This is a genomic window from Marcopretia estuarina LEGE 06307, from assembly GCF_056633115.1.
This window is the reverse complement of record NZ_JBSJOY010000002.1, coordinates 591665-608612: the sequence shown is the minus strand read 5'-3', so window position 1 is coordinate 608612 and position 16948 is coordinate 591665. Positions and strand designations below refer to the sequence as shown.

Annotated in this window: 20 protein-coding genes; 10 read left to right on the top strand and 10 right to left on the bottom strand. The window is 67.9% G+C overall.

Annotated elements, in window-relative coordinates; all coding sequences use genetic code 11:
* Positions 1-33: 33 nt before the first annotated feature.
* Positions 34-732 (bottom strand): hypothetical protein, encoded by a 699-nt coding sequence (locus tag ACWJI3_RS07230; RefSeq protein WP_255100094.1) that lies wholly within the window; start codon positions 730-732, stop codon positions 34-36.
* A 205-nt stretch (positions 733-937) separates the two neighbouring features.
* Between ACWJI3_RS07230 and ACWJI3_RS07225 the strand changes: the two genes are divergently transcribed.
* Positions 938-1486, top strand: a complete 549-nt coding sequence (locus ACWJI3_RS07225) for an acyl-CoA thioesterase (protein ID WP_480203338.1) — start codon at positions 938-940, stop codon at positions 1484-1486.
* On the opposite strand, the gene ACWJI3_RS07220 is transcribed toward ACWJI3_RS07225, so the two are convergent.
* From ACWJI3_RS07220 to menA, 5 genes are read right to left on the bottom strand one after another with little or no spacing between them, the layout of a single operon-like run.
* Entirely contained in the window at positions 1483-1665 is a 183-nt protein-coding gene (locus ACWJI3_RS07220) for a hypothetical protein (RefSeq protein ID WP_480203337.1), read from the bottom strand. The two genes, ACWJI3_RS07225 and ACWJI3_RS07220, sit on opposite strands and share 4 nt — an antisense overlap.
* Entirely contained in the window at positions 1665-1931 is a 267-nt protein-coding gene (locus ACWJI3_RS07215; RefSeq protein WP_094511789.1) for a TM2 domain-containing protein, read from the bottom strand. The genes ACWJI3_RS07220 and ACWJI3_RS07215 overlap by 1 nt, the downstream gene beginning before the upstream one ends.
* Before the next feature lie 25 nt (positions 1932-1956).
* Entirely contained in the window at positions 1957-3201 is a 1245-nt protein-coding gene (locus tag ACWJI3_RS07210; protein ID WP_480203336.1) for an AMP-binding protein, read from the bottom strand.
* An 18-nt stretch (positions 3202-3219) separates the two neighbouring features.
* Positions 3220-4314, bottom strand: coding sequence for an o-succinylbenzoate synthase (locus tag ACWJI3_RS07205; protein WP_480203335.1), 1095 nt, complete (start codon positions 4312-4314; stop codon positions 3220-3222).
* Positions 4296-5255 carry a 2-carboxy-1,4-naphthoquinone phytyltransferase gene (gene menA / locus ACWJI3_RS07200; RefSeq protein WP_259729145.1) on the bottom strand — a complete coding sequence of 320 codons (960 nt, stop codon included), beginning with the start codon at positions 5253-5255 and terminating at the stop codon, positions 4296-4298. The genes ACWJI3_RS07205 and menA overlap by 19 nt, the downstream gene beginning before the upstream one ends.
* 77 nt (positions 5256-5332) lie before the next feature.
* Between menA and ACWJI3_RS07195 the strand changes: the two genes are divergently transcribed.
* The gene (locus tag ACWJI3_RS07195; protein WP_094511797.1) at positions 5333-6757 is read left to right on the top strand and encodes an isochorismate synthase; all 1425 of its coding nucleotides are present in this window, start codon (positions 5333-5335) and stop codon (positions 6755-6757) included.
* Between the two features lie 41 nt (positions 6758-6798).
* The gene (locus ACWJI3_RS07190; protein ID WP_480203334.1) at positions 6799-8526 is read left to right on the top strand and encodes a patatin-like phospholipase family protein; all 1728 of its coding nucleotides are present in this window, start codon (positions 6799-6801) and stop codon (positions 8524-8526) included.
* Positions 8527-8667: 141 nt separating this feature from the next.
* Here ACWJI3_RS07190 and ACWJI3_RS07185 read toward each other — a convergent pair whose 3' ends face one another.
* The 3 genes from ACWJI3_RS07185 to grxC form a co-directional block, all read right to left on the bottom strand.
* Complete coding sequence (locus ACWJI3_RS07185) at positions 8668-9684, bottom strand: fatty acid desaturase family protein (protein ID WP_255100100.1); 1017 nt, start codon at positions 9682-9684, stop codon at positions 8668-8670.
* Between the two features lie 97 nt (positions 9685-9781).
* Positions 9782-10798 carry a glutathione synthase gene (gene gshB, locus ACWJI3_RS07180; RefSeq protein WP_480203333.1) on the bottom strand — a complete coding sequence of 339 codons (1017 nt, stop codon included), beginning with the start codon at positions 10796-10798 and terminating at the stop codon, positions 9782-9784.
* Positions 10799-10801: 3 nt separating this feature from the next.
* Entirely contained in the window at positions 10802-11092 is a 291-nt protein-coding gene (grxC, locus tag ACWJI3_RS07175; protein ID WP_255141083.1) for a glutaredoxin 3, read from the bottom strand.
* A gap of 119 nt (positions 11093-11211) precedes the next feature.
* Here grxC and prfB point away from each other — a divergent pair.
* The 6 genes from prfB to ACWJI3_RS07145 all read left to right on the top strand — a co-directional run bounded on the left by prfB (position 11212) and on the right by ACWJI3_RS07145 (position 15213).
* A protein-coding gene (prfB, locus tag ACWJI3_RS07170; protein ID WP_144036962.1) for a peptide chain release factor 2 occupies positions 11212-12337 on the top strand; the annotation gives its coding sequence in 2 pieces (ribosomal slippage) (positions 11212-11286 and positions 11288-12337; 1125 coding nt in all).
* A 32-nt stretch (positions 12338-12369) separates the two neighbouring features.
* Entirely contained in the window at positions 12370-12573 is a 204-nt protein-coding gene (locus ACWJI3_RS07165; RefSeq protein ID WP_094512370.1) for a DUF3285 domain-containing protein, read from the top strand.
* On the top strand, positions 12570-13181 hold the full coding sequence (gene ybeY, locus ACWJI3_RS07160; RefSeq protein ID WP_480203332.1) for an rRNA maturation RNase YbeY: 612 nt from the start codon (positions 12570-12572) through the stop codon (positions 13179-13181). The genes ACWJI3_RS07165 and ybeY overlap by 4 nt, the downstream gene beginning before the upstream one ends.
* Before the next feature lie 99 nt (positions 13182-13280).
* Complete coding sequence (locus ACWJI3_RS07155; protein WP_480203376.1) at positions 13281-13703, top strand: diacylglycerol kinase family protein; 423 nt, start codon at positions 13281-13283, stop codon at positions 13701-13703.
* 62 nt (positions 13704-13765) lie between these two features.
* Positions 13766-14380 (top strand): anthranilate synthase component II, encoded by a 615-nt coding sequence (locus tag ACWJI3_RS07150; protein ID WP_094511813.1) that lies wholly within the window; start codon positions 13766-13768, stop codon positions 14378-14380.
* A gap of 146 nt (positions 14381-14526) precedes the next feature.
* Positions 14527-15213: an MBL fold metallo-hydrolase gene (locus ACWJI3_RS07145; protein ID WP_480203375.1), complete on the top strand. Its 687-nt coding sequence runs from the start codon at positions 14527-14529 to the stop codon at positions 15211-15213.
* A gap of 74 nt (positions 15214-15287) precedes the next feature.
* Here the strand turns inward: ACWJI3_RS07145 and ACWJI3_RS07140 are convergent, their stop codons facing one another.
* Positions 15288-16127, bottom strand: coding sequence for a hypothetical protein (locus tag ACWJI3_RS07140; RefSeq protein WP_480203331.1), 840 nt, complete (start codon positions 16125-16127; stop codon positions 15288-15290).
* A gap of 129 nt (positions 16128-16256) precedes the next feature.
* Here ACWJI3_RS07140 and ACWJI3_RS07135 point away from each other — a divergent pair, with 129 nt between their 5' ends.
* Complete coding sequence (locus ACWJI3_RS07135; protein ID WP_480203330.1) at positions 16257-16937, top strand: hypothetical protein; 681 nt, start codon at positions 16257-16259, stop codon at positions 16935-16937.
* Positions 16938-16948: the final 11 nt, after the last annotated feature.

The following is a 16948-nucleotide window of genomic DNA, read 5'->3' as shown; positions in this document are numbered from 1 at the left end:
CTCAGCGGATATGGGCGTGATGCTTCCGGGGAGCTAGCTGATGGCTCCCTGGTGATACGCCGAGTTCTGGATGTAGAAGGTTCCCACCGGCACGGCCACGAGAGCTCCGAGGCCACAGGTGCAGACGGAAACGATCAGTACGACCAGCCAGGTGAGCAGCTGGATGCCGGCAAACGTGCGACCGCGCGGTGAGCGATACACCGCCTGGAACGAAGATACGAAGGCCTCCACGATCGGCTGATCACTGAGGAAGATCCTGTTCACGAACACCGGCGTCACCAAGGCCACGGCAATACCGGGCAGGATGCAGAGCAGGAAGCCCACGGTGGTCACCACCGAAAACAACGCACCGGCGAGGAGGTAACGCAAGGGCCGCTGCAGCAGGGCGCGGAAGGCCACCTGAGAGGAAATGTTCTCGCCGCTGTCGTAATGCATGGCGGGCACGGCCACGAACAGCACCCCCACCAGATTGGAGAGGATCGCGAACGGCACCTGGGAGAGATTGCCCAGCCAAACGGCCAACGACCCCACGGCTTCAGCATCGGTATTGCCGCCGGCCAGACCGATCCCGATCAACGAAAAGATCACCGATACGACAAAGCCGATCACAGCGATGACGATGGTGGCCACCCAGATCAGCAGGATGGTGGGGATGTGGGCCACAAACGCCGCCCAGGCCTTGTTGATGCTGGGCGGCTCGTAAGCGATCTCGGCGGCCAAAAGAAAAAACAACGCACTGAGGGGAACGTAGTCGTGGTGACCACAGCCGACAACAGACCTGTCATGAACGGCGGAAATCTCCCGCCCACAAGCAAGCACGACACGGCGCTGCAGGCCTCGTCCGCCACTCCGGCGGCGTGCGTGGCTTGACCACCACGCCGGCTTTGTGGGGCGGCCCACCAGGATGGTCAGACGGCGGGAAGGATGGAGGAAGGTGATGCAGCCAGGGGAGGGTGCGATCAACCCGGAGGTGGGGGAACCCGGCACCCGCCAGGATCCCGCCGACTGGCTGGAGCTGCGGCGAACGGTGCGCTTCGGCGACACCGATGCCGCCGGCGTGATGCAGTTCCACCAGTTGCTGCGCTGGTGCCACGAAGCCTGGGAGGAAAGCCTGGAGCGCTTCGGCATTGCGGCCGCAGAGATCTTTCCGACCCCCGCCGCCACGCCCGCCCGCGCACTGCCGGTGGTGCACTGCGACGCCGACTACCGGCGGCCTCTCGTCTGCGGCGCCCCCCTGCGGATCAGGCTGGAGCCGCAGCGCCTGGAGGCATCGAGCTTCGAGGTGGCCTATCGCTTCACTTCTGAAGGGCGTGAAGTGGCGCGGGCCCGGCTGCGCCATGTGGCGATCGATCCAACGGTCCGGCAACGGCAGGCGCTGCCGGATGCGGTCGAACGGTGGCTTGCGGCCTCAGCACCGGCTGCGTCATCAGCTTCTGCAGCGCCAGTGGAGCCGGCAACACCACCAGCGGAGTCCGCTCCGGGCTAGCGGCCGAAGACCCACAGCAGCCCCGCCAGCTGGAGCGGCAGCAGGGAAGCGATCAGGGTGAGGGGATGGAGCGGTTCCAGCGCGAGCCCGGGAGCCAGGCTGACGCTGGCCACGCCTCCCACACCAAGCACCATGAGCAGCAGGGCTCGACGTGCTGCGCCGGCGCGTTGCTTCGCCATCAGAACCACTCCTTCTGGGCATCGATATAGGTGGCCTTGAAATCCTGCGGGGTGGCGGCGAGATAAATGATGCCTTCGATCAGGCCGATCACACCCATCACGAAGCCGCCGAACCCGCAGGTGAGCACAGTGACGAGCAGCATGATGATGCCGGCCTTGGTGTAACCGAGCATGAACTTGTGAATGCCCAGTGCACCAAGAAAGAGCCCCAGCAGCCCTGCCACCAGTTTCTTGTTGGCGATCTCGGAATCAGTCAGGTCAGCCATCGGTGGCAGTCAACGCGCACCCTCTTTAGCGGGGTTCGGGGTTGATTTCATGCTGTTGCCGCAACCATTCATGCCAGCGCGGCCGCTGCCACTTGCCCGTGGCGGTGCGCGCCAGGGATGTGCAGGTCCACCAGTGCAGCGGCCGCTCGGCCGGCGGCAGGCGGCGGGCGAGCTCCATCAGGCCTTCGCGCAACGGCGCAGCAGCTCCGATTGGCAGCGGGCGGACCAGGGCCACCAACCGCTCCCCCCAGAGAGGATCCCGCACCGGCAGCAACAGCAGATCCGCCAGTGGCAGGCCGGCGGCGGCGGCCAGCCGCTTCAGCCGCTGCTCCACCTGCTCGGGAAACACAGTTTCGCCGCCACTGTGGATGGCGCCGTCGAGCCGGCCCAGCACCTGCAGACCGGCCGGTGTGAGCTGCCCGGCATCACCACTGGCCCACCAGCCATCGCCGCCGGGTTCAGCGAACGGGCGCAGGCCGCTGCCGTCGGCAGCCAGCCAGCCCGGGCTTAGCCGCCCGCAATGGAGTTCGATCGCGCCATCGGCAGGGTTCAGGCGCAGGGTCACATCGTCGAGGGGGTGGCCGCAGCCCCCATCGCCGGCCAGAAAGCGCTGCGGCGGCAGCGCCGTGACCATGGCGGCGGTTTCGGTGGCCCCATAGCAAGGGGAGAGGCGGATCTCCTCGCGCCGGGCCCAGGCGGCCAGGTCCGGCGCCAGGGGAGCCCCACCCGTCCAGATCACTGCCAGGCCCCGCAACCAGCGCCGCCCTGCCGGATCCGCCAACAGGCGCTGCAGCTGGGTGGGCACCAGCGACAGCAGCACCGGACGATCCGTCGGCAGCGGCACCGCCTCCGGCAGCTCAGCCGGAGCGCGCAGCAGCTGCGGCGGCAACCAACGCCACTGGCCGCCCCACTGACGGGCACGCAGCACCGGCATCAGGCCGCTCGTGTGCTGCAGCGGCAGCGGATTGAGCTGCAGGCAGGCGGCGGGATCGAGGCCCAAGGCCTGCAGCCAGGCGGCCGTGGCGCGGGCCGAAGCCTGCAGATGGGCCAGTGGCTGCACGCACCAGCGGCGCCCGCCACGGCTGCCGCCGCTGCCGATCACCACCCCCGGCGCCGCCAGCGGCGGGCAGCCGGCCATGGCCGCCACCAGCTCTTCCCCTTCCCCCGCCGCACACAACCCCACCAGTTGCCCCCGCTGCCAGGCGGCCAGCAACCGGGCCACCTGCGGCTCAGGCGCCACCTCGGCGTGCACTTCGATGCTGAGGGCCATCGTCTGCCCGATCAGGCGTCACAAGCTATGGCCTTCCTCGGCCCGCTGGCCGGCGCCAGCCGCCTGCCACACGGTTTCCGGATCGGCGGTGCACAACGCTGAGGCCTGCGCCCAGCCGGGCGCCAGGCCGGGAGCGGCGGGGGTGGCGCTCCGGCTCTGCAGCGCCGCCAGATGCCCCACCAACCGCTGCGCGATGCCCGTTTCAAAGGCCGTGCTCAGCACCACTGCATTGGCGCCGCCGTCGCCCTGCTGCAACGCCGCCAGCAGCTGCCGGGGATCCCCTTCCACGGCAGGGCGCCGCACCTGCCAGCCCGGCCAGTGGCAGCGCAGGACGGGATCGAGCTGCAGCGACTCATCCAGCGCCACCGGCACCCGCCGTGCCAGCTCCATGAGGCCGGGAAGGTCAGCGGGAGCCAGGGGCTGCTCCAGCCATTCCAGGCGCGGATCCTCTGCCAGCCGCTCGGCCCACTGCCAGGCCGTGGCGCGGTCCCAGCCGCCGTTGGCATCCAGGCGCAGGCGGCTGCCGGCAGGCAGGCGCGCCAACAACTGCTCCAGCAGCTCACGCTCGACCTCATCGCCAGCGGCGGCCACCTTCCACTTGCAGGTGAACGGCGGCTCCGCTCGCCGATCGAGCGCCGCGTCCAGCGCCGCCACCGCCGCTTCCCCTGCCGGCAGGAGCACGGCGGAAGGGGGCGCCGCCAGCCAGCCGCCGGCGGCCGCGCCCAGCAGCCCATCGGCTTCCGCCAGGGCCAGGCCGAGTGCGAAAGCCAGCTCGGGCGGCAGGGAAGGCAGGGACGCCTCCAGCTCCTGCCGGGGCAGAGCGCTGCCAAGGTCCTTGATCGCCGCGGCCAGCGAGCGCTGGCGCTCCTGGGCGGTGGCTGGGGTGAAACACAGCGGCGCCGCTTCTCCCCAGCCAAGGCCGGCTGGGGCGGCCAGGCCGGAGCTGGTGCTGCCATGGCCGGAGGCGTCGATGCGGGAGTTGCCCGGGCCTTCGGCCTGGAGCCGCAGCAACCAGCCGTGCTTTTCGGCCATGGCGCCCTGGGCCGTGACGAGCGGACGCGCCAACGGCAGCCGGAAGGGCCGCCAGGTCAGCGTCACCAGCGGCTCAGCCATGGCCCCACCGCCAGTCCACAGGCCAGGCCGAGTCCGTTGAGGGCTTGAAACTGAAGCGCCAGGAACTTGCTGCTGGTGATCCGCTCAGGGGCGGCGTGGTGCTCCCGCAGCAGCTGGATCAAGGCGCGGGCCGGCGGCAGGCCCACCACACCGAGCAAGGCCGTGAGCGGCCAGCGACCCAGCAGCACCGGCGCCCACTGCAGCGCCAGGGTGAGGGCCACGAACCAGGGCACCAGCGCCGCCGCAGGTGCCGTGCCGAGCCGCACCACCGGCGAGTGCTTGCCATTGGCGGCGTCTTCCGCCACCTGGTGGAAATGGGAGCAGAACAGCACCAGGGTGGTGGCAATGGCAGGCCCGCCGCCAAGCAGCAAGGCGGTTCGCCAAGGTATCGCTGTGGCCGTCGCGGCGGGGGCGAGTGCCAGCAGGGCGGCGGCTGTGGCCAGCGGCCCGAAGGCCAGCCAGCACAGCGGTTCCCCCAGCCCCCTGTAACCCAGCCGCAGCGGCGGCCCCTGGTAGGCGTAGCCGAGCCCGCAGCAGGCCAGCACCAGCGCCAGCACCGCCGGACTGCTGCGGGCCGCCACCACGGCGATCAGGACCAGACCCAGCCCCAGGCAGCCATTGGCCAGCACAGCCACCTGGTCGCGGCGGCCGGTGAGGTTCACCACTGAATGGGGCTTGCCGAGCCGGTCCACGCCGGTATCGGCATCAAAGACATCGTTGGCCAGGTTCTCCCAGCCGAGCAGGAGCACAGCCGCTACAAGGAACCCCAGCAGCTGGTCCCAGCGCGGAACCTGTCCCTGGCCGGCCAGCCAGCCAGCGGCCAGCAGCACGGGCATCACCGCCACCGAATACATCGGCCACTTGATGGCTGCCTTCCACAACCGGCGACGGGCGGGATCCGCGCAGGCGTAACGGCTTGCGACGACCTTGGGGTCGGACATGGGCAGCGGAGACGTCGGACCGAAGAGGACCCATACATTTGAGCAGCTTCCGCCCGCCGCTCCCGGCCCTCCCCCTGGTGCAGGTCGCCCCTTCCTTCACCGATCTGCTGGCAGCCGCCGCCCTTGGGGCACGGCAGCTCGAGGAGGAGGGCGTGCTCAGCCTGGCCCTGCCGATTCCCGCTCGGGACCCGCTGGCGCTCCTCCCCCACCTGGGAGATGGCCATCGTTTCCGCTTCCTCTGGGATGGCGCCCCCGGGCTCTGCCTGGCGGCAACGGGCCACACAAACAGCCTTGTTCTGAGCGGTCCACGCCGCTTCGAGATGGCCCAGCGGTTCAGCGCCGTGAGCCTGAGCCGGCTGGTGACGGTGCCCCAGTTCTGCCCCGCCGCGGCGCGGCCCCGGGTGCTGCTGGCCTTCTCCTTCTTCGACAGCCCGCTGCAGGAAGGCAATGGTGTAGCCGGTGTGGAGGCGGTCCTGCCCCGCTGGCAACTCAGCCGCCAGGGCCGCCATTGCTGGCTGAGGTTGCAGCGCAATCTGGGCGGGGATGTCACCACCCGAGCGATGGCCGAAGAGCTCTGGGAGCAGGCCCGCCGTCTGGAACAGCTGCCGACGGATCACGAGGCGGAGCTCCCCCTGGGCAGGGGCCCGGGCATCGCCAGCCGTTCTCCCTGGGAAGCGGGCTACCGCGAAGCGGTGACGCGTGCCCTGGAACTGGTGGAGAGCGGTGCGCTGCGCAAGCTGGTGGTGGCGGTGCGGCAGCAGTTGCAGCTCGACCGCCCGCTGGATCCACTCCAGTTGCTGGCCCATCTGCGACGCCATCAGCCCGGCAGCTGTCGCTTCCTGTGGCAGCAACGGGAAGGTGCAGCCCTGATCGGCGCCTCGCCGGAGCGGCTGCTGACCGTGCGCCAGGGCCAGCTGCGCAGCGACGCCCTGGCCGGCACCGCCCCCTGCGGGCCGCTGGCCGACCAGCTCAGCCGATCCGTCAAAGACCGGCACGAGCACGAGCTGGTGGTGGAGGCGATCACTGAGGTGCTGGCCGGCGCCGGACTATCGCCGCGGCGGCCGCGCCATCCGCGGCTGGCTCGGCACGGCCAGCTGGTGCATCTGCACACCCCCATCACCGCAGCTCTCGGGGACCAGCAGTTGCTGGCCCTAGCGGCGGCGCTGCACCCCACACCGGCGGTGGCGGGGCTCCCCCGGCGGGAAGCGATGGCCTGGCTGCGCAGCCTGGAACCGTTCGAACGAGGCCACTACGCCGCCCCGATCGGCTGGATCGACAGCGCTGGCGACGCTGAGCTGCGGGTGGCCATCCGCAGCGGGCGCCTGCACGGTGACCAGCTGGAACTCACGGCGGGTGCGGGCCTGGTGCGGGGTTCGGAACCGGAGCGGGAGCTGCAGGAAGTGGCCCTGAAACTGGGTGTCCTGCAACAACAACTCAATCTGCCGCTGGATCCAGCGATCCCGCACATACGCAGGCCAGCCAGTAGCAGCCTGCAGGGGTAGAGGGATAATCACACGCAGTTCAACAGTGCCGCACAGACGGGATGACGACGAGGGAGCGGCTGCAGAAGGTCTTCAAACACTCCCGGATGTTCAGAAGCATTCCGTCCAGCTGCATCGAGGCTCTGAACCCGCAGACAGGCACGATCAAAGAAGGCGATCTTCTCTTCCGAGAAGGGGAGTCAGCCGACTTCGCCTATGTGATTGAAGCAGGAATTCTCGGCCTGTTCAGCGGCGGACTGGAGCACACCACCTGCTGCTTCCGCAAAGTGGTGCAGGGGGATCTGGTGGGTGAATACGGGTTGTTCTGTGATCAGCCACGATCCGCTTCTGCGATCGCGCTGACCGATCTGAAGTACTTCCAGTTCGGCAAGGAAGATCTCCAGCAGATGCTGCATCAATCGGCTGATTTTCAGACTCAGCTGTTGGCATCGCTGGCCGAAGCCGCCTCCATCGGCAGGGATCCAAGGCAATCTCCTCTCAATACCATTCTGATTCACAATGTCCACCCGGAGTCCTTGCTCACACGCCAGGTCCTTGTGGAGCTGGCCAGCCATCTACGTAGCCAGGCAGGCAAAACCATCACCTTAGAAAACCCTGTTATCACACGTCATTGCAGCAGCGAGGCTGAACTTCACCACCAGCTGACGGAAGCCACCAAAGCGCGCGATCTTCAGGTGTTGATCACGGACGATCCGCTGGCAGTGAGCTGGAGGAATCAGAAGTTGATCGACCGGCTGGTGATTCTCAGTGATGGCACCGTTGACCATGCCGATCTACCCAGCCGTATGGATTCGGAGGCGATTCTGGTGCGGCTCTGGCCCATGGAGCAGGATTGCCCCAGCACGCAGGGCTGGTTTAGCGACAAGAGTTTTGCCTTCGTGCTCAACATCAAAGCGGCCAAGCAAAGCCATTTGGAACGGCTGGCCCGCACGGTGCTGCGCCTCCAGAACATTCTGGTACTGGGCGGTGGTGGTGCCAGGGGATTTGCTCATGTTGGAGCGATCGCGGCCCTACAGGAACTTCCGGTGGACGACATCGACATGGTCATGGGCGTGAGCATTGGAGCGCTCGTTTCCTCCTTGGCAGCCTTTGAGCTGACCGCGCAGCAAATCCTCGGACACCTTGAGCGAGTGATCATCGACGCCAAGCCCTACACCATCACCATTCCCCGCGACTCCCTGTTTTCGTTGTCCAATTCCCAGCGTGAGCTCGCCGCCTTCTTCGGTTGCTCGATGATTCAAGACAGCTGGTTGGTGCTGCAGTGTTTCTCCACCAATCTCTCCACCAATCAACTTCAAGCCTGGACGGCTGGCGACATTCCCACGGCTGTGATCGCCAGCATGTCAGTGCCGGGAATCTTTCCACCCGTTGAAGATGCCACTGGCGAACTGCATGTGGATGGCGGAATCCTGAATAATCTTCCCATCGCTCCGGCCCGGCACCTGACCGATGGCAGGATCATCGCCATCTCGCTGGATGTAGAGCCAGATTCCGCCAATCAATATGGTGTGAACCGGCAGCGGCGCAGACCATCCCTCGGCAAAACCATCATCAACGCCATGATGTGTGCCTCCCACGCTGCTTCCCAGTCACAGGAACACCTTGCCGATGTGGTGCTGAGGCCTGAGATCGGGCACTACCCCTTCATGGAATGGAAGAGTTACAGCCAGATCTTTGAAGCTGGCTACAACCATGCGCGCAGCCAACTCCCCAGTTCACTCGCTTCGGGAAACACCCCCCAGACGCCGAGCAAGCCGAGCAGCCTCTGAGCGAGTCGGTCGAGCGCTGCGCGCTTAGCCATCAGCCACCCACCAAGTCAGCTTGGCCATTGGATCGGCATCGAGCGCATCGGGATTCCACTGGTGCTGGTCTTCCTGCCCCGCTTGCTGCCAGGGTTGTGAAGCACGGCATCACATCAGCAAGGCCAGTCCCTCGATGTAGTTGTCCACCTTGGGCAGCGGTGGCTTGCCATGGCTGAGCAGTGTCTTCTCTGCGATGGCCGTGGCCTCGGGTAGCCGGTCGTAGGGGATCGACGGGTAGGCGTGATGCAGCGAGTGATGCGGCAGGCCTCCCATCAGCACGTTCACCAGCGGACCGGCGGCAATGTTGCGCGAGGTGTACAGCTGAGTGAGCTCATAGGTGGTATTGGCGTGCCAGAGCCTGTGGTGCTCGATCATGCCGCGCACCTGCATCAGTCCGCCCACGAGGCGCTCCACCACCACCAGCATCAGGATCAGCTTGATCACCTCGCCCTGGCTGATTGCCCAGGCGAACATGCAGGTTTGCACCACCAGGATGCCGATCAGGTCGTTGACCATGCCGGCGACAAGGCGTGAATGGCTGTCACGCAGTTTCCAGCCGAACCAGAACATCGACACAATCAATTGCAGGCCGCCGAACACGAGCACGCTGATCCAGAACGGGTGCTGAAAGTGGAGACGCCGCAGCGCACCGGCCCTGGCCTCCTCCTCCTCAGACGGTTCCCGCCGCTCCGGGTCGCGCAGGTCCATCCCATTCATACGGTGATGGAGCTGATGCAGATTGCGGTAAGTGCGATAGGGCCAGCCGATCGGCCAGCTCAGCGCGCAGCCCACGGCCTGTTCAATGTCACCGAGGTCAAGCAGGGTGGAGTGGCTGATGTCGTGGGTGCTGATCATCACAAAGGCGTAGAGCAGCGTGCTCGCCACCAGCCAGGGCAGGGCCAGAAGCAACCTGGGTTCCTGCCAGTACATCCACAGACAGGCGAGCGAAGGCACCAGCAGGGCGAACAGACGCAGCCAGCCGAGGCCTTGATTCACCTTGAACAAGGGCTGAACCAGGTCCTCGATGCCTTCGGTCATCAGGCGGTCAGCGCGACGCTGCTCCTTACTGAATCCGGTGTCCTGATTGGAATCGCTACCCGGGACCAGGCTGGCGTCGGACGTCATGGTTCCGGTCGCGAAGATGGACCCAGAGACTAAACCCGATCCACGAATCAGCAGCAACGGCTCCTCTGGTGGACGGGCCCTGGCGGATGGCCAGGCCTCAGGCCTTCAGAAGCCGCTCCATGGTGAGATCGGCCACGGGCACACCGCCCAGCCGTTCGATCTCGCGGATGCCCGTGGGGCTGGTCACGTTGATCTCGCTCAGGCGGCCGTCGATCACATCGATGCCCACGAAGAACAGGCCTTCCGCCTGTAGCACCGGCGCCAGTTCGGAGCAGATGGCGGTTTCGGCGGCGGTGAGGGCCGTGGGTTCAGGGGCGCCGCCCACCGCCAGATTGCTGCGGAACTCGCCGGGCAGGGGCCGGCGGTTTATCGCCCCCAGCGGCTCGCCGTTCACCAGCAGGATGCGTTTGTCGCCGGCGGTGACGGCCGGCAGGAAGGCCTGCACCATCACCGGCAGCGTCTGCTGGTGGGTGACCAGCTCCAGCAGGGCACGCAGGCCCGGTGCGGCGGCGGCGGTGCGCACCACGCCCTGACCGGCGCGGCCCCCCAGCGGCTTGAGCACCACCTCGTGGTGCAGGGCGGCGAAGGCGGCCAGCTGCTCGGCATCGGCACTCACCAGCGAGGGCGCCATCAGGTGGCTGAAGCGCAGCGCGCCGAGCTTCTCATTCCAGGCCAGCAGGGCTGCGGGCCGGTTGAGCACGCGCACGCCCTGGTGCTCGGCCCGCTCCAGCAGCAGGGTGGCGTAGAGGAAGGCTTCATCGACGGGGGGATCCTTGCGCATCCACACCACCGGGAAGTGATGAAGCGGCAGCCAGAGCGGTTCCCCGGCGCTGAACCAGGGATCGGGCACCTGCCAGCCGTCACCGTCAGGGTGCATGGGGGCGAAGGTGACGGGGCGGGCGCGCACCAGCGGCGTGCAACCGGGGCCAGCGGCGCCGGCCCGCTCGCCTTCCACGGCCAGCTCGGCGATGGTGCAGACCCACACTTCCTGGCCGGCCCGCTGGGCGGCCTGCATCAGGGCGACGCTGGAATCCTTAGCCGGCCGCAGCCGCTCGATGGGGTCGACGACGAAGAGCTGGGAAGCGGGCGCCGGGGTGCGTGCTGTGGCCCCCACCCCTCAGGCTCCCTGCAGCAGGGGATCGAGGCGACCGGTGCGTTCGAGGGCATGGAGCTCGTCGCAGCCGCCGATGCCCCGATCGGCGATGAAGATCTGGGGCAGGCTGGTGCGGCCATCGGCGCGGTCGGCCATGGCGGCGCGGGCCGCGTCATCGCCATCGATGCCGTATTCGGTGTAGGCGACCCCTTTGCGATCCAGCAGCGCCTTGGCGCGCATGCAGAACGGGCAGAACCGCCAGGTGTAGATCTCCACGCTGGGGCTGGCGGAGGAGGGAGCGGGGGATACCGCCATCAGGCTGGACCGGTGCTTTGGCTGGATCCTAGGAGCGGCCCCGGTCGGGGAGCGCCGACGCGGGCGTGGCAAGCAGGCGCGGCTGATACGGTCGAATCCACCACGCCCCAGGCCCGCCGGTGCTCGATCTCACCGATTTCAAGCGCGATCTTTCCGAACTCACCGACCGCCTGGGCCATGCCCAGGACTGTCTTTGACGTACCGGCCCTGAACGCGCGCCAGCAGGACCTCGAGCAGCTGGCTTCCCAGCCCGGCTTCTGGGACGACCAGCAGCAGGCCCAGAAACAGATGCGCCAGCTCGATGAGGTGAAGGCGCAGCTGGAGCAACTGCAGCAGTGGCAGGCGGCGATCGACGACGCCCGCGCCACGCTGGAGCTCTACGACCTGGAACCCGACGAGGAACTGCTGGGCGAGGCCAACGGCGGCCTGCAGAGCCTCAAGGGCGCCCTCGACCGCTGGGAACTGGAGCGGCTGCTGAGCGGCCCCTATGACAAGGAAGGCGCCGTGATCTCGATCAACGCCGGCGCCGGCGGCACCGATGCCCAGGACTGGGCGCTGATGCTGATGCGCATGTACACCCGCTGGGCCGAAGACCACGGCATGAAGGTGTCGGTGGACGAACTCTCGGAAGGGGAGGAGGCGGGCATCAAGAGCTGCACGATCGAGATCGACGGCCGCTACGCCTACGGCTACCTGCGCAACGAGAAGGGCACCCACCGGCTGGTGCGGATCTCGCCCTTCAACGCCAACGACAAGCGCCAGACCAGCTTCGCGGGGGTGGAGGTGATGCCGAAGCTGGACGAAGACGTGAAGCTCGACATCCCTGACAAGGATCTGGAGGTGACCACCTCCCGCTCGGGCGGCGCCGGCGGCCAGAACGTGAACAAGGTGGAGACGGCCGTTCGGATCCTGCACATCCCCACCGGCCTGGCGGTGCGCTGCACCCAGGAGCGCTCCCAGCTCCAGAACAAGGAGAAGGCGATGGCGCTGCTGATGGCCAAGCTGCTGGTGATCGCCCAGGAGCAGCGGGCGTCGGAGATCGCCGACATCCGCGGCGACATCGTGGAAGCGGCCTGGGGCAACCAGATCCGCAACTACGTGTTCCACCCGTACCAGATGGTGAAGGATCTGCGCACCGCCGTGGAAACCACCGATGTGCAGGGGGTGATGGATGGCGATCTCGATCCCTTCATCCAGGCGCTGCTGCGCCAGGGTGTGGAGATCGCCGCCGATGAGGCCGCCTGAGCCCCGTTGATCCCCTGATGGCCAATCCCCAGATGCCTGAGAGCAGCCCCCCGGACGCCTCCGGCGCGACCACTGCCGCTCCCGCAGTGCCACCGCCGAGCTTCGTGAAGCTGGCGATGCGCAACATGGTGCGCAAGGGGCGTCAGAGCCTGCTGCACTTCGGGCTCACCGCCGTGGGGCTCAGCTCCCTGCTGCTGCTGCTGGCCTGGTTCGGCCGCCCCACCCTGCCGCAATGACGCTGCCAGCCGCCCACGGCAACCTGCCGCTCCCGCCCGACCTCGACCTCGCCTTCTCCAGCGACGACGACCTGCCGGACGATCTGCTGGCCGCCGCCGGGGATCTGGCCGATCCGCTGGCGGGGGCCGATCTGTGGCATGGGGCTCTGAGCGTGTGGCTGGCGCAGCTGCAGGGCGAACTGCCGCCCGAGCTGGCAGCGTCCTCCTACAGCCTCGGGCTCACCCTGGTGAACGATGCGGCGATGGCGGAGCTGAACGCCGACTGGCGCCAGAAGGAGGGCCCCACCGATGTGCTGGCCTTCGCGGCCCAGGAGGAGGCGCCACCGCTGCCGACCGGCGACGACGACGAGGACAGCGAGCCGCTCGAACTCGGCGACATCGTGATCTCGGTGGAGACGGCCGCGCGGCAGGCCGAGGCGGCGGGCCAGAGCCTGGCGCGGGAGCTCACCTGGCTGGCCAGCCACGGCCTGCTGCACCTGCTGGGCTGGGACCATCCCGACGACGCCCGCCTGGAGGCCATGCTCGCCCGTCAGGACCAGCTGCTGGAGGGCATCGCTGCGGCGGCGCCAGCAGGAAGCGGCGACGCCGGCCCGGTGTGCGAGCCGTGACCGGCAGGGGGAGCGTGCCAGTGAAACCAGCGGTAAGGTTCGACGCAGGCCCGAGTTGCGGCGCCCATGACCACGCTGCTGCCACGCTCCACCGAACCGATGGCGAGTGAAGCTCCTCGCCGGGGGCGCGGCCGCCGGGGCGGAGCCTGGAGGGTGGCCGGCGATCTGCCGCTGAGCCTGCGCTACGCGATGCAGGGGCTGGGCTACGGCTTCGTCAGCCAGCGCAACTTCCGCATCCATGTGATCACCGGCGCGGTGGTGTTCGGCCTGGGGCTATGGCTGCAGCTGAGCCTGGATCGCCTGGCAGTGCTGGTGCTCACGGTGGCGGCGGTGCTGGTGCTGGAACTGCTGAATACGGCGATCGAATCGGTGGTGGATCTGGCGATCGGGCGCCGCTTCCACCCGCTGGCCAAGATCGCCAAGGATTGCGCAGCCGCCGCCGTGCTGGTGGCCGCCCTGGCTGCCGTGCTGATCGCGGCGCTGCTGCTGGTGCCGGCCCTGCTCCTGCGGCTGGGGATTTGAGCCGCCCAAACCGCCGCTCCCTGGCGCGGGTGGGTTGAATGGCGGCAGGTCCGGCAGCCGGGATGCTTCTCGTTCTCGACAACTACGACAGCTTCACCTTCAACCTGGTGCAGTACCTGGGCGAGCTGGCGGCGCAGCACCCGCTGGCGGCCGAGCTGCGGGTGGAGCGCAACGACGCGCTCACGCTGGAGCAGATCCGCCAGCTGGAGCCGGCCGCGATCCTGATCTCGCCGGGCCCCGGTGATCCGGATCAGGCGGGCGTGTGCCTGGAGGTGCTGGCGGCGCTGGGGCCGACGGTCCCGATCCTTGGGGTATGCCTGGGGCACCAGTGCCTGGCCCAGGTGTACGGCGGCAAGGTGGTGCGCGCCCATGAGCTGATGCACGGCAAAACCTCACCGGTGCTGCATACAGAGGTGGGGGTGTTCGAGGGGTTGCCCAACCCGCTCACGGCCACCCGCTATCACAGCCTGATCGCCGAGCGCGAGAGCCTGCCCGACTGCCTGGAGATCACCGCGTGGCTGGAAGACGGCACGATCATGGGCCTGCGGCACCGGCAGTACCGCCACGTGCAGGGGGTGCAGTTTCACCCGGAGAGCGTGCTCACCCAGAGCGGCCATCAGCTGCTGGCCAACTTCCTGCGGCAGGCCGCCAGCACGACGAGCGGAACCAGCCGGTAGGGCTCGCCCCGGCAGCGCTGCTAGGTTCCGCCAAGATCCGGCGCCATCGGGGCGCAAAGCAGCCCATGGCGTCCGACTCCCCGGCACCGGCCCCGTCCCGGCGCCGCCTGCTTGCCCAGCTGCTGGTGGGGGGCTTGACCCTGGCGATGCCCCTGGCCCTGGCGATGCCACCGGCCGGCCATGCCGCCGGTGGAGTGAGCATCACTAGCTACGGGCACAGCGCCCTGCTGATCCGCGGCGGTGGCGCCACGGTGCTGCTGAATCCGTTCAAGGCGGTGGGCTGCGCCGCCGGGCTGCCGGAACCGAGGGTGAGCGCCGACGTGATCCTGGCCAGCAGCCGCCTGCTGGATGAAGGGGCGCCGGTGGCCACCGGCCGCTTCCTGGTCAGCCCGGGCTCCTACCGGGTGGCGGGTCTGCGCATCGAAGGCTTCGCCGCCCCCCACGACCGCCTCGGCGGCCGCCGCTTCGGCATGGCCACGCTGTGGCGCTGGAAGCAGGGAGGACTGGAGATCGCCCACCTCGGCGGCACGGCCGCACCGCTGAAACCGGAAGACCGCGTGCTGCTCGGCAAGCCCGATGTGCTGATCATCGGTGTGGGCGGCGGCGCCAAGGTGTACACAGGCGCCGAAGCCGCTGAAGTGGTGCGCGAACTGCAACCACGCCGCGTGATCCCGGTGCAATACGTGAGCGGCACCACCCCCGCCAGTTGCGACCAGGGCAGCGTGAAGCCATTCCTTGATGCCATGCCCGGCACCCCCGTGCAGCGCCCGGGCCGCACGGTGAGCCTGGGGGCGCCCCTGAGCGACGCCACGCAGATTCTGGTGTTGCGCTGAAGACGGGCGGAGGCGACGTCATGGGTGGGCGGCTTGATCAGACAAGCGGCCTGCTGACCAGCGAGCCTTAGGCCTCAGCCATGGAGCCCATGACCACCGGGTGCTGCGGAGCTGCTGACTCCGATCAGGCGCCGAGCCCGCTCCAGCAGCTGCGGAAGTTGTTCCGCCAGGGTTGCTGTCCGCTCATGGTTGGCCAGGAAGTGATCAAGTTCACGCTCCATCTGCAGCAGATAGCCCTGCAGCAATCCCACATGCTCCTTTTCCAGGTCAAGGAAGCGTTCAAGCTGTTCACAACGCTCCTCCAGCTGGCGGTGTCCTGCGCTCGCCTTCAACCCCTGGCCTTCCAGAGCTGACAGGATCCGGGCCAATGGCATTGGTCGGCGCCAGTCGACACCCTCGGCGTGGCCGCTGGCATCGGCCCATTGCTGGGCGTCAAGCCAAGCCTTCAGCAGGCTCGGGCGGGCCTCCAGCAATGCACGCGTGGCCAATTCCATGGCGCCGCTCGACACCCCGCTCGCCAGGATTCCGCGGCGTTGCCCAGTGGCCAGCTCTGGCAGTTCTGCGGCCAACAGCGCTGCCCCATCGCCACAGATGTTGATCAACTGGATCCGTTCCCGCCAGCGCCGCTTCAGGGCCGCCGATCTGGAGAGATCTGTCTGCCATTGATCAAGTGCGGCCTCCAGCTCCTGGGGACCGTCAGAGCGCATCACCACGTCCGCCAGTCCGTCCGCCAGTTCCCCGTAGCAGATCCAGATGCGTGTGGACTCCCCCACTGCCGCAGGTTCCTGACAGGCAAGCTCCTGCAGCGAAGGAGCCCCAGCCGCCTGGCTGTACATCAGTCCGCTGCCGGGCAGGCCGTACAGCCAGAGGGCGCCATGGCCGTCGTAGGAGCTGGTCTGGGGCGATAAACCCATGGATTGGTGGCCATCGCCGATCCCGAGGCTCCATCCTGCCGCCCTTGCCTCACGGCTGCCCGGCCAGCTCTTCGGTGGTTGGCTGCTGGCCAAGGCCAGACAATGGGAGCACACCACCAGGGGCTCGCCTTGCGGAGGGAAACACTGCTGGAGAGTCTGCGCCGGTTTCCCGGTGATGCCGGGATGATTCAGCGGCTGGGGCACGAGCTGGAGGCCAGCGGCGATTGGCCATTGATGGTTGAGGCGCTTCAGCCCCAGCTCCAGCATGTGAAGGCGGGCACACCGCTGGAAGCGCAGATCACTTACCTGCTGGCGAAGGCCTCCCTGGAACTTGGCGACGAGCGGCGCGCCCTGGCGCTGATTGGTCGCTCCCTGCTCGGACGCCCGGATTTCGCCTTCAGCCACCACATCAAGGGTCGGGCGCTCGCCCGGCTGCAGCGCTGCGCCGAAGCGATTGCCGCGCAGCAGCGCTGTGTGGAGCTGGCTCCCACGTTTTGCTGGGGTTGGTTTGAGCTCGGTTGCCAGCTGCGGCACCAAGGCGATCTTGAGCACGCCATGGGCAGCCTTCGCCGCGCCCTGGCTCTGCAGCCGGCTGAGAATCAGCACCACCACCGCCTCATTGAACGGGCGCTGGGCGAGGTGGAAGCTGAGCTCGCCCAGCGGGAACGCCAGGAAGCGGCCTTGTCGCTCTGGCCGGATCGAGCGCTGGTGCCACAGGGACAACGGCTCCCATCACTGGACGAAATCGAGCTGCAACTGGAGCAGTTCCGCCTGTTTCTCCATCGCCACGAAGCCCAGCGAAGCCGCTGAACCGGCAAGAC

Excerpts from the sequence above, each read along its gene's own strand:
- menA (WP_259729145.1), bottom strand. The coding sequence starts at position 5,255 with ATGTCCGACCCCAAGGTCGTCGCAAGCCGTTACGCCTGCGCGGATCCC.
- ACWJI3_RS07225 (WP_480203338.1), top strand. The coding sequence starts at position 938 with ATGCAGCCAGGGGAGGGTGCGATCAACCCGGAGGTGGGGGAACCCGGC.
- grxC (WP_255141083.1), bottom strand. The coding sequence starts at position 11,092 with ATGGCGGTATCCCCCGCTCCCTCCTCCGCCAGCCCCAGCGTGGAGATC.
- ACWJI3_RS07190 (WP_480203334.1), top strand. The coding sequence starts at position 6,799 with ATGACGACGAGGGAGCGGCTGCAGAAGGTCTTCAAACACTCCCGGATG.
- ACWJI3_RS07165 (WP_094512370.1), top strand. The coding sequence starts at position 12,370 with ATGCCTGAGAGCAGCCCCCCGGACGCCTCCGGCGCGACCACTGCCGCT.
- ACWJI3_RS07155 (WP_480203376.1), top strand. The coding sequence starts at position 13,281 with ATGGCGAGTGAAGCTCCTCGCCGGGGGCGCGGCCGCCGGGGCGGAGCC.
- ACWJI3_RS07150 (WP_094511813.1), top strand. The coding sequence starts at position 13,766 with ATGCTTCTCGTTCTCGACAACTACGACAGCTTCACCTTCAACCTGGTG.
- ACWJI3_RS07215 (WP_094511789.1), bottom strand. The coding sequence starts at position 1,931 with ATGGCTGACCTGACTGATTCCGAGATCGCCAACAAGAAACTGGTGGCA.
- ACWJI3_RS07145 (WP_480203375.1), top strand. The coding sequence starts at position 14,527 with ATGCCCCTGGCCCTGGCGATGCCACCGGCCGGCCATGCCGCCGGTGGA.
- ACWJI3_RS07210 (WP_480203336.1), bottom strand. The coding sequence starts at position 3,201 with ATGGCCCTCAGCATCGAAGTGCACGCCGAGGTGGCGCCTGAGCCGCAG.
- ACWJI3_RS07205 (WP_480203335.1), bottom strand. The coding sequence starts at position 4,314 with ATGGCTGAGCCGCTGGTGACGCTGACCTGGCGGCCCTTCCGGCTGCCG.
- ACWJI3_RS07185 (WP_255100100.1), bottom strand. The coding sequence starts at position 9,684 with ATGACGTCCGACGCCAGCCTGGTCCCGGGTAGCGATTCCAATCAGGAC.
- ACWJI3_RS07220 (WP_480203337.1), bottom strand. The coding sequence starts at position 1,665 with ATGGCGAAGCAACGCGCCGGCGCAGCACGTCGAGCCCTGCTGCTCATG.
- ACWJI3_RS07140 (WP_480203331.1), bottom strand. The coding sequence starts at position 16,127 with ATGGGTTTATCGCCCCAGACCAGCTCCTACGACGGCCATGGCGCCCTC.
- ybeY (WP_480203332.1), top strand. The coding sequence starts at position 12,570 with ATGACGCTGCCAGCCGCCCACGGCAACCTGCCGCTCCCGCCCGACCTC.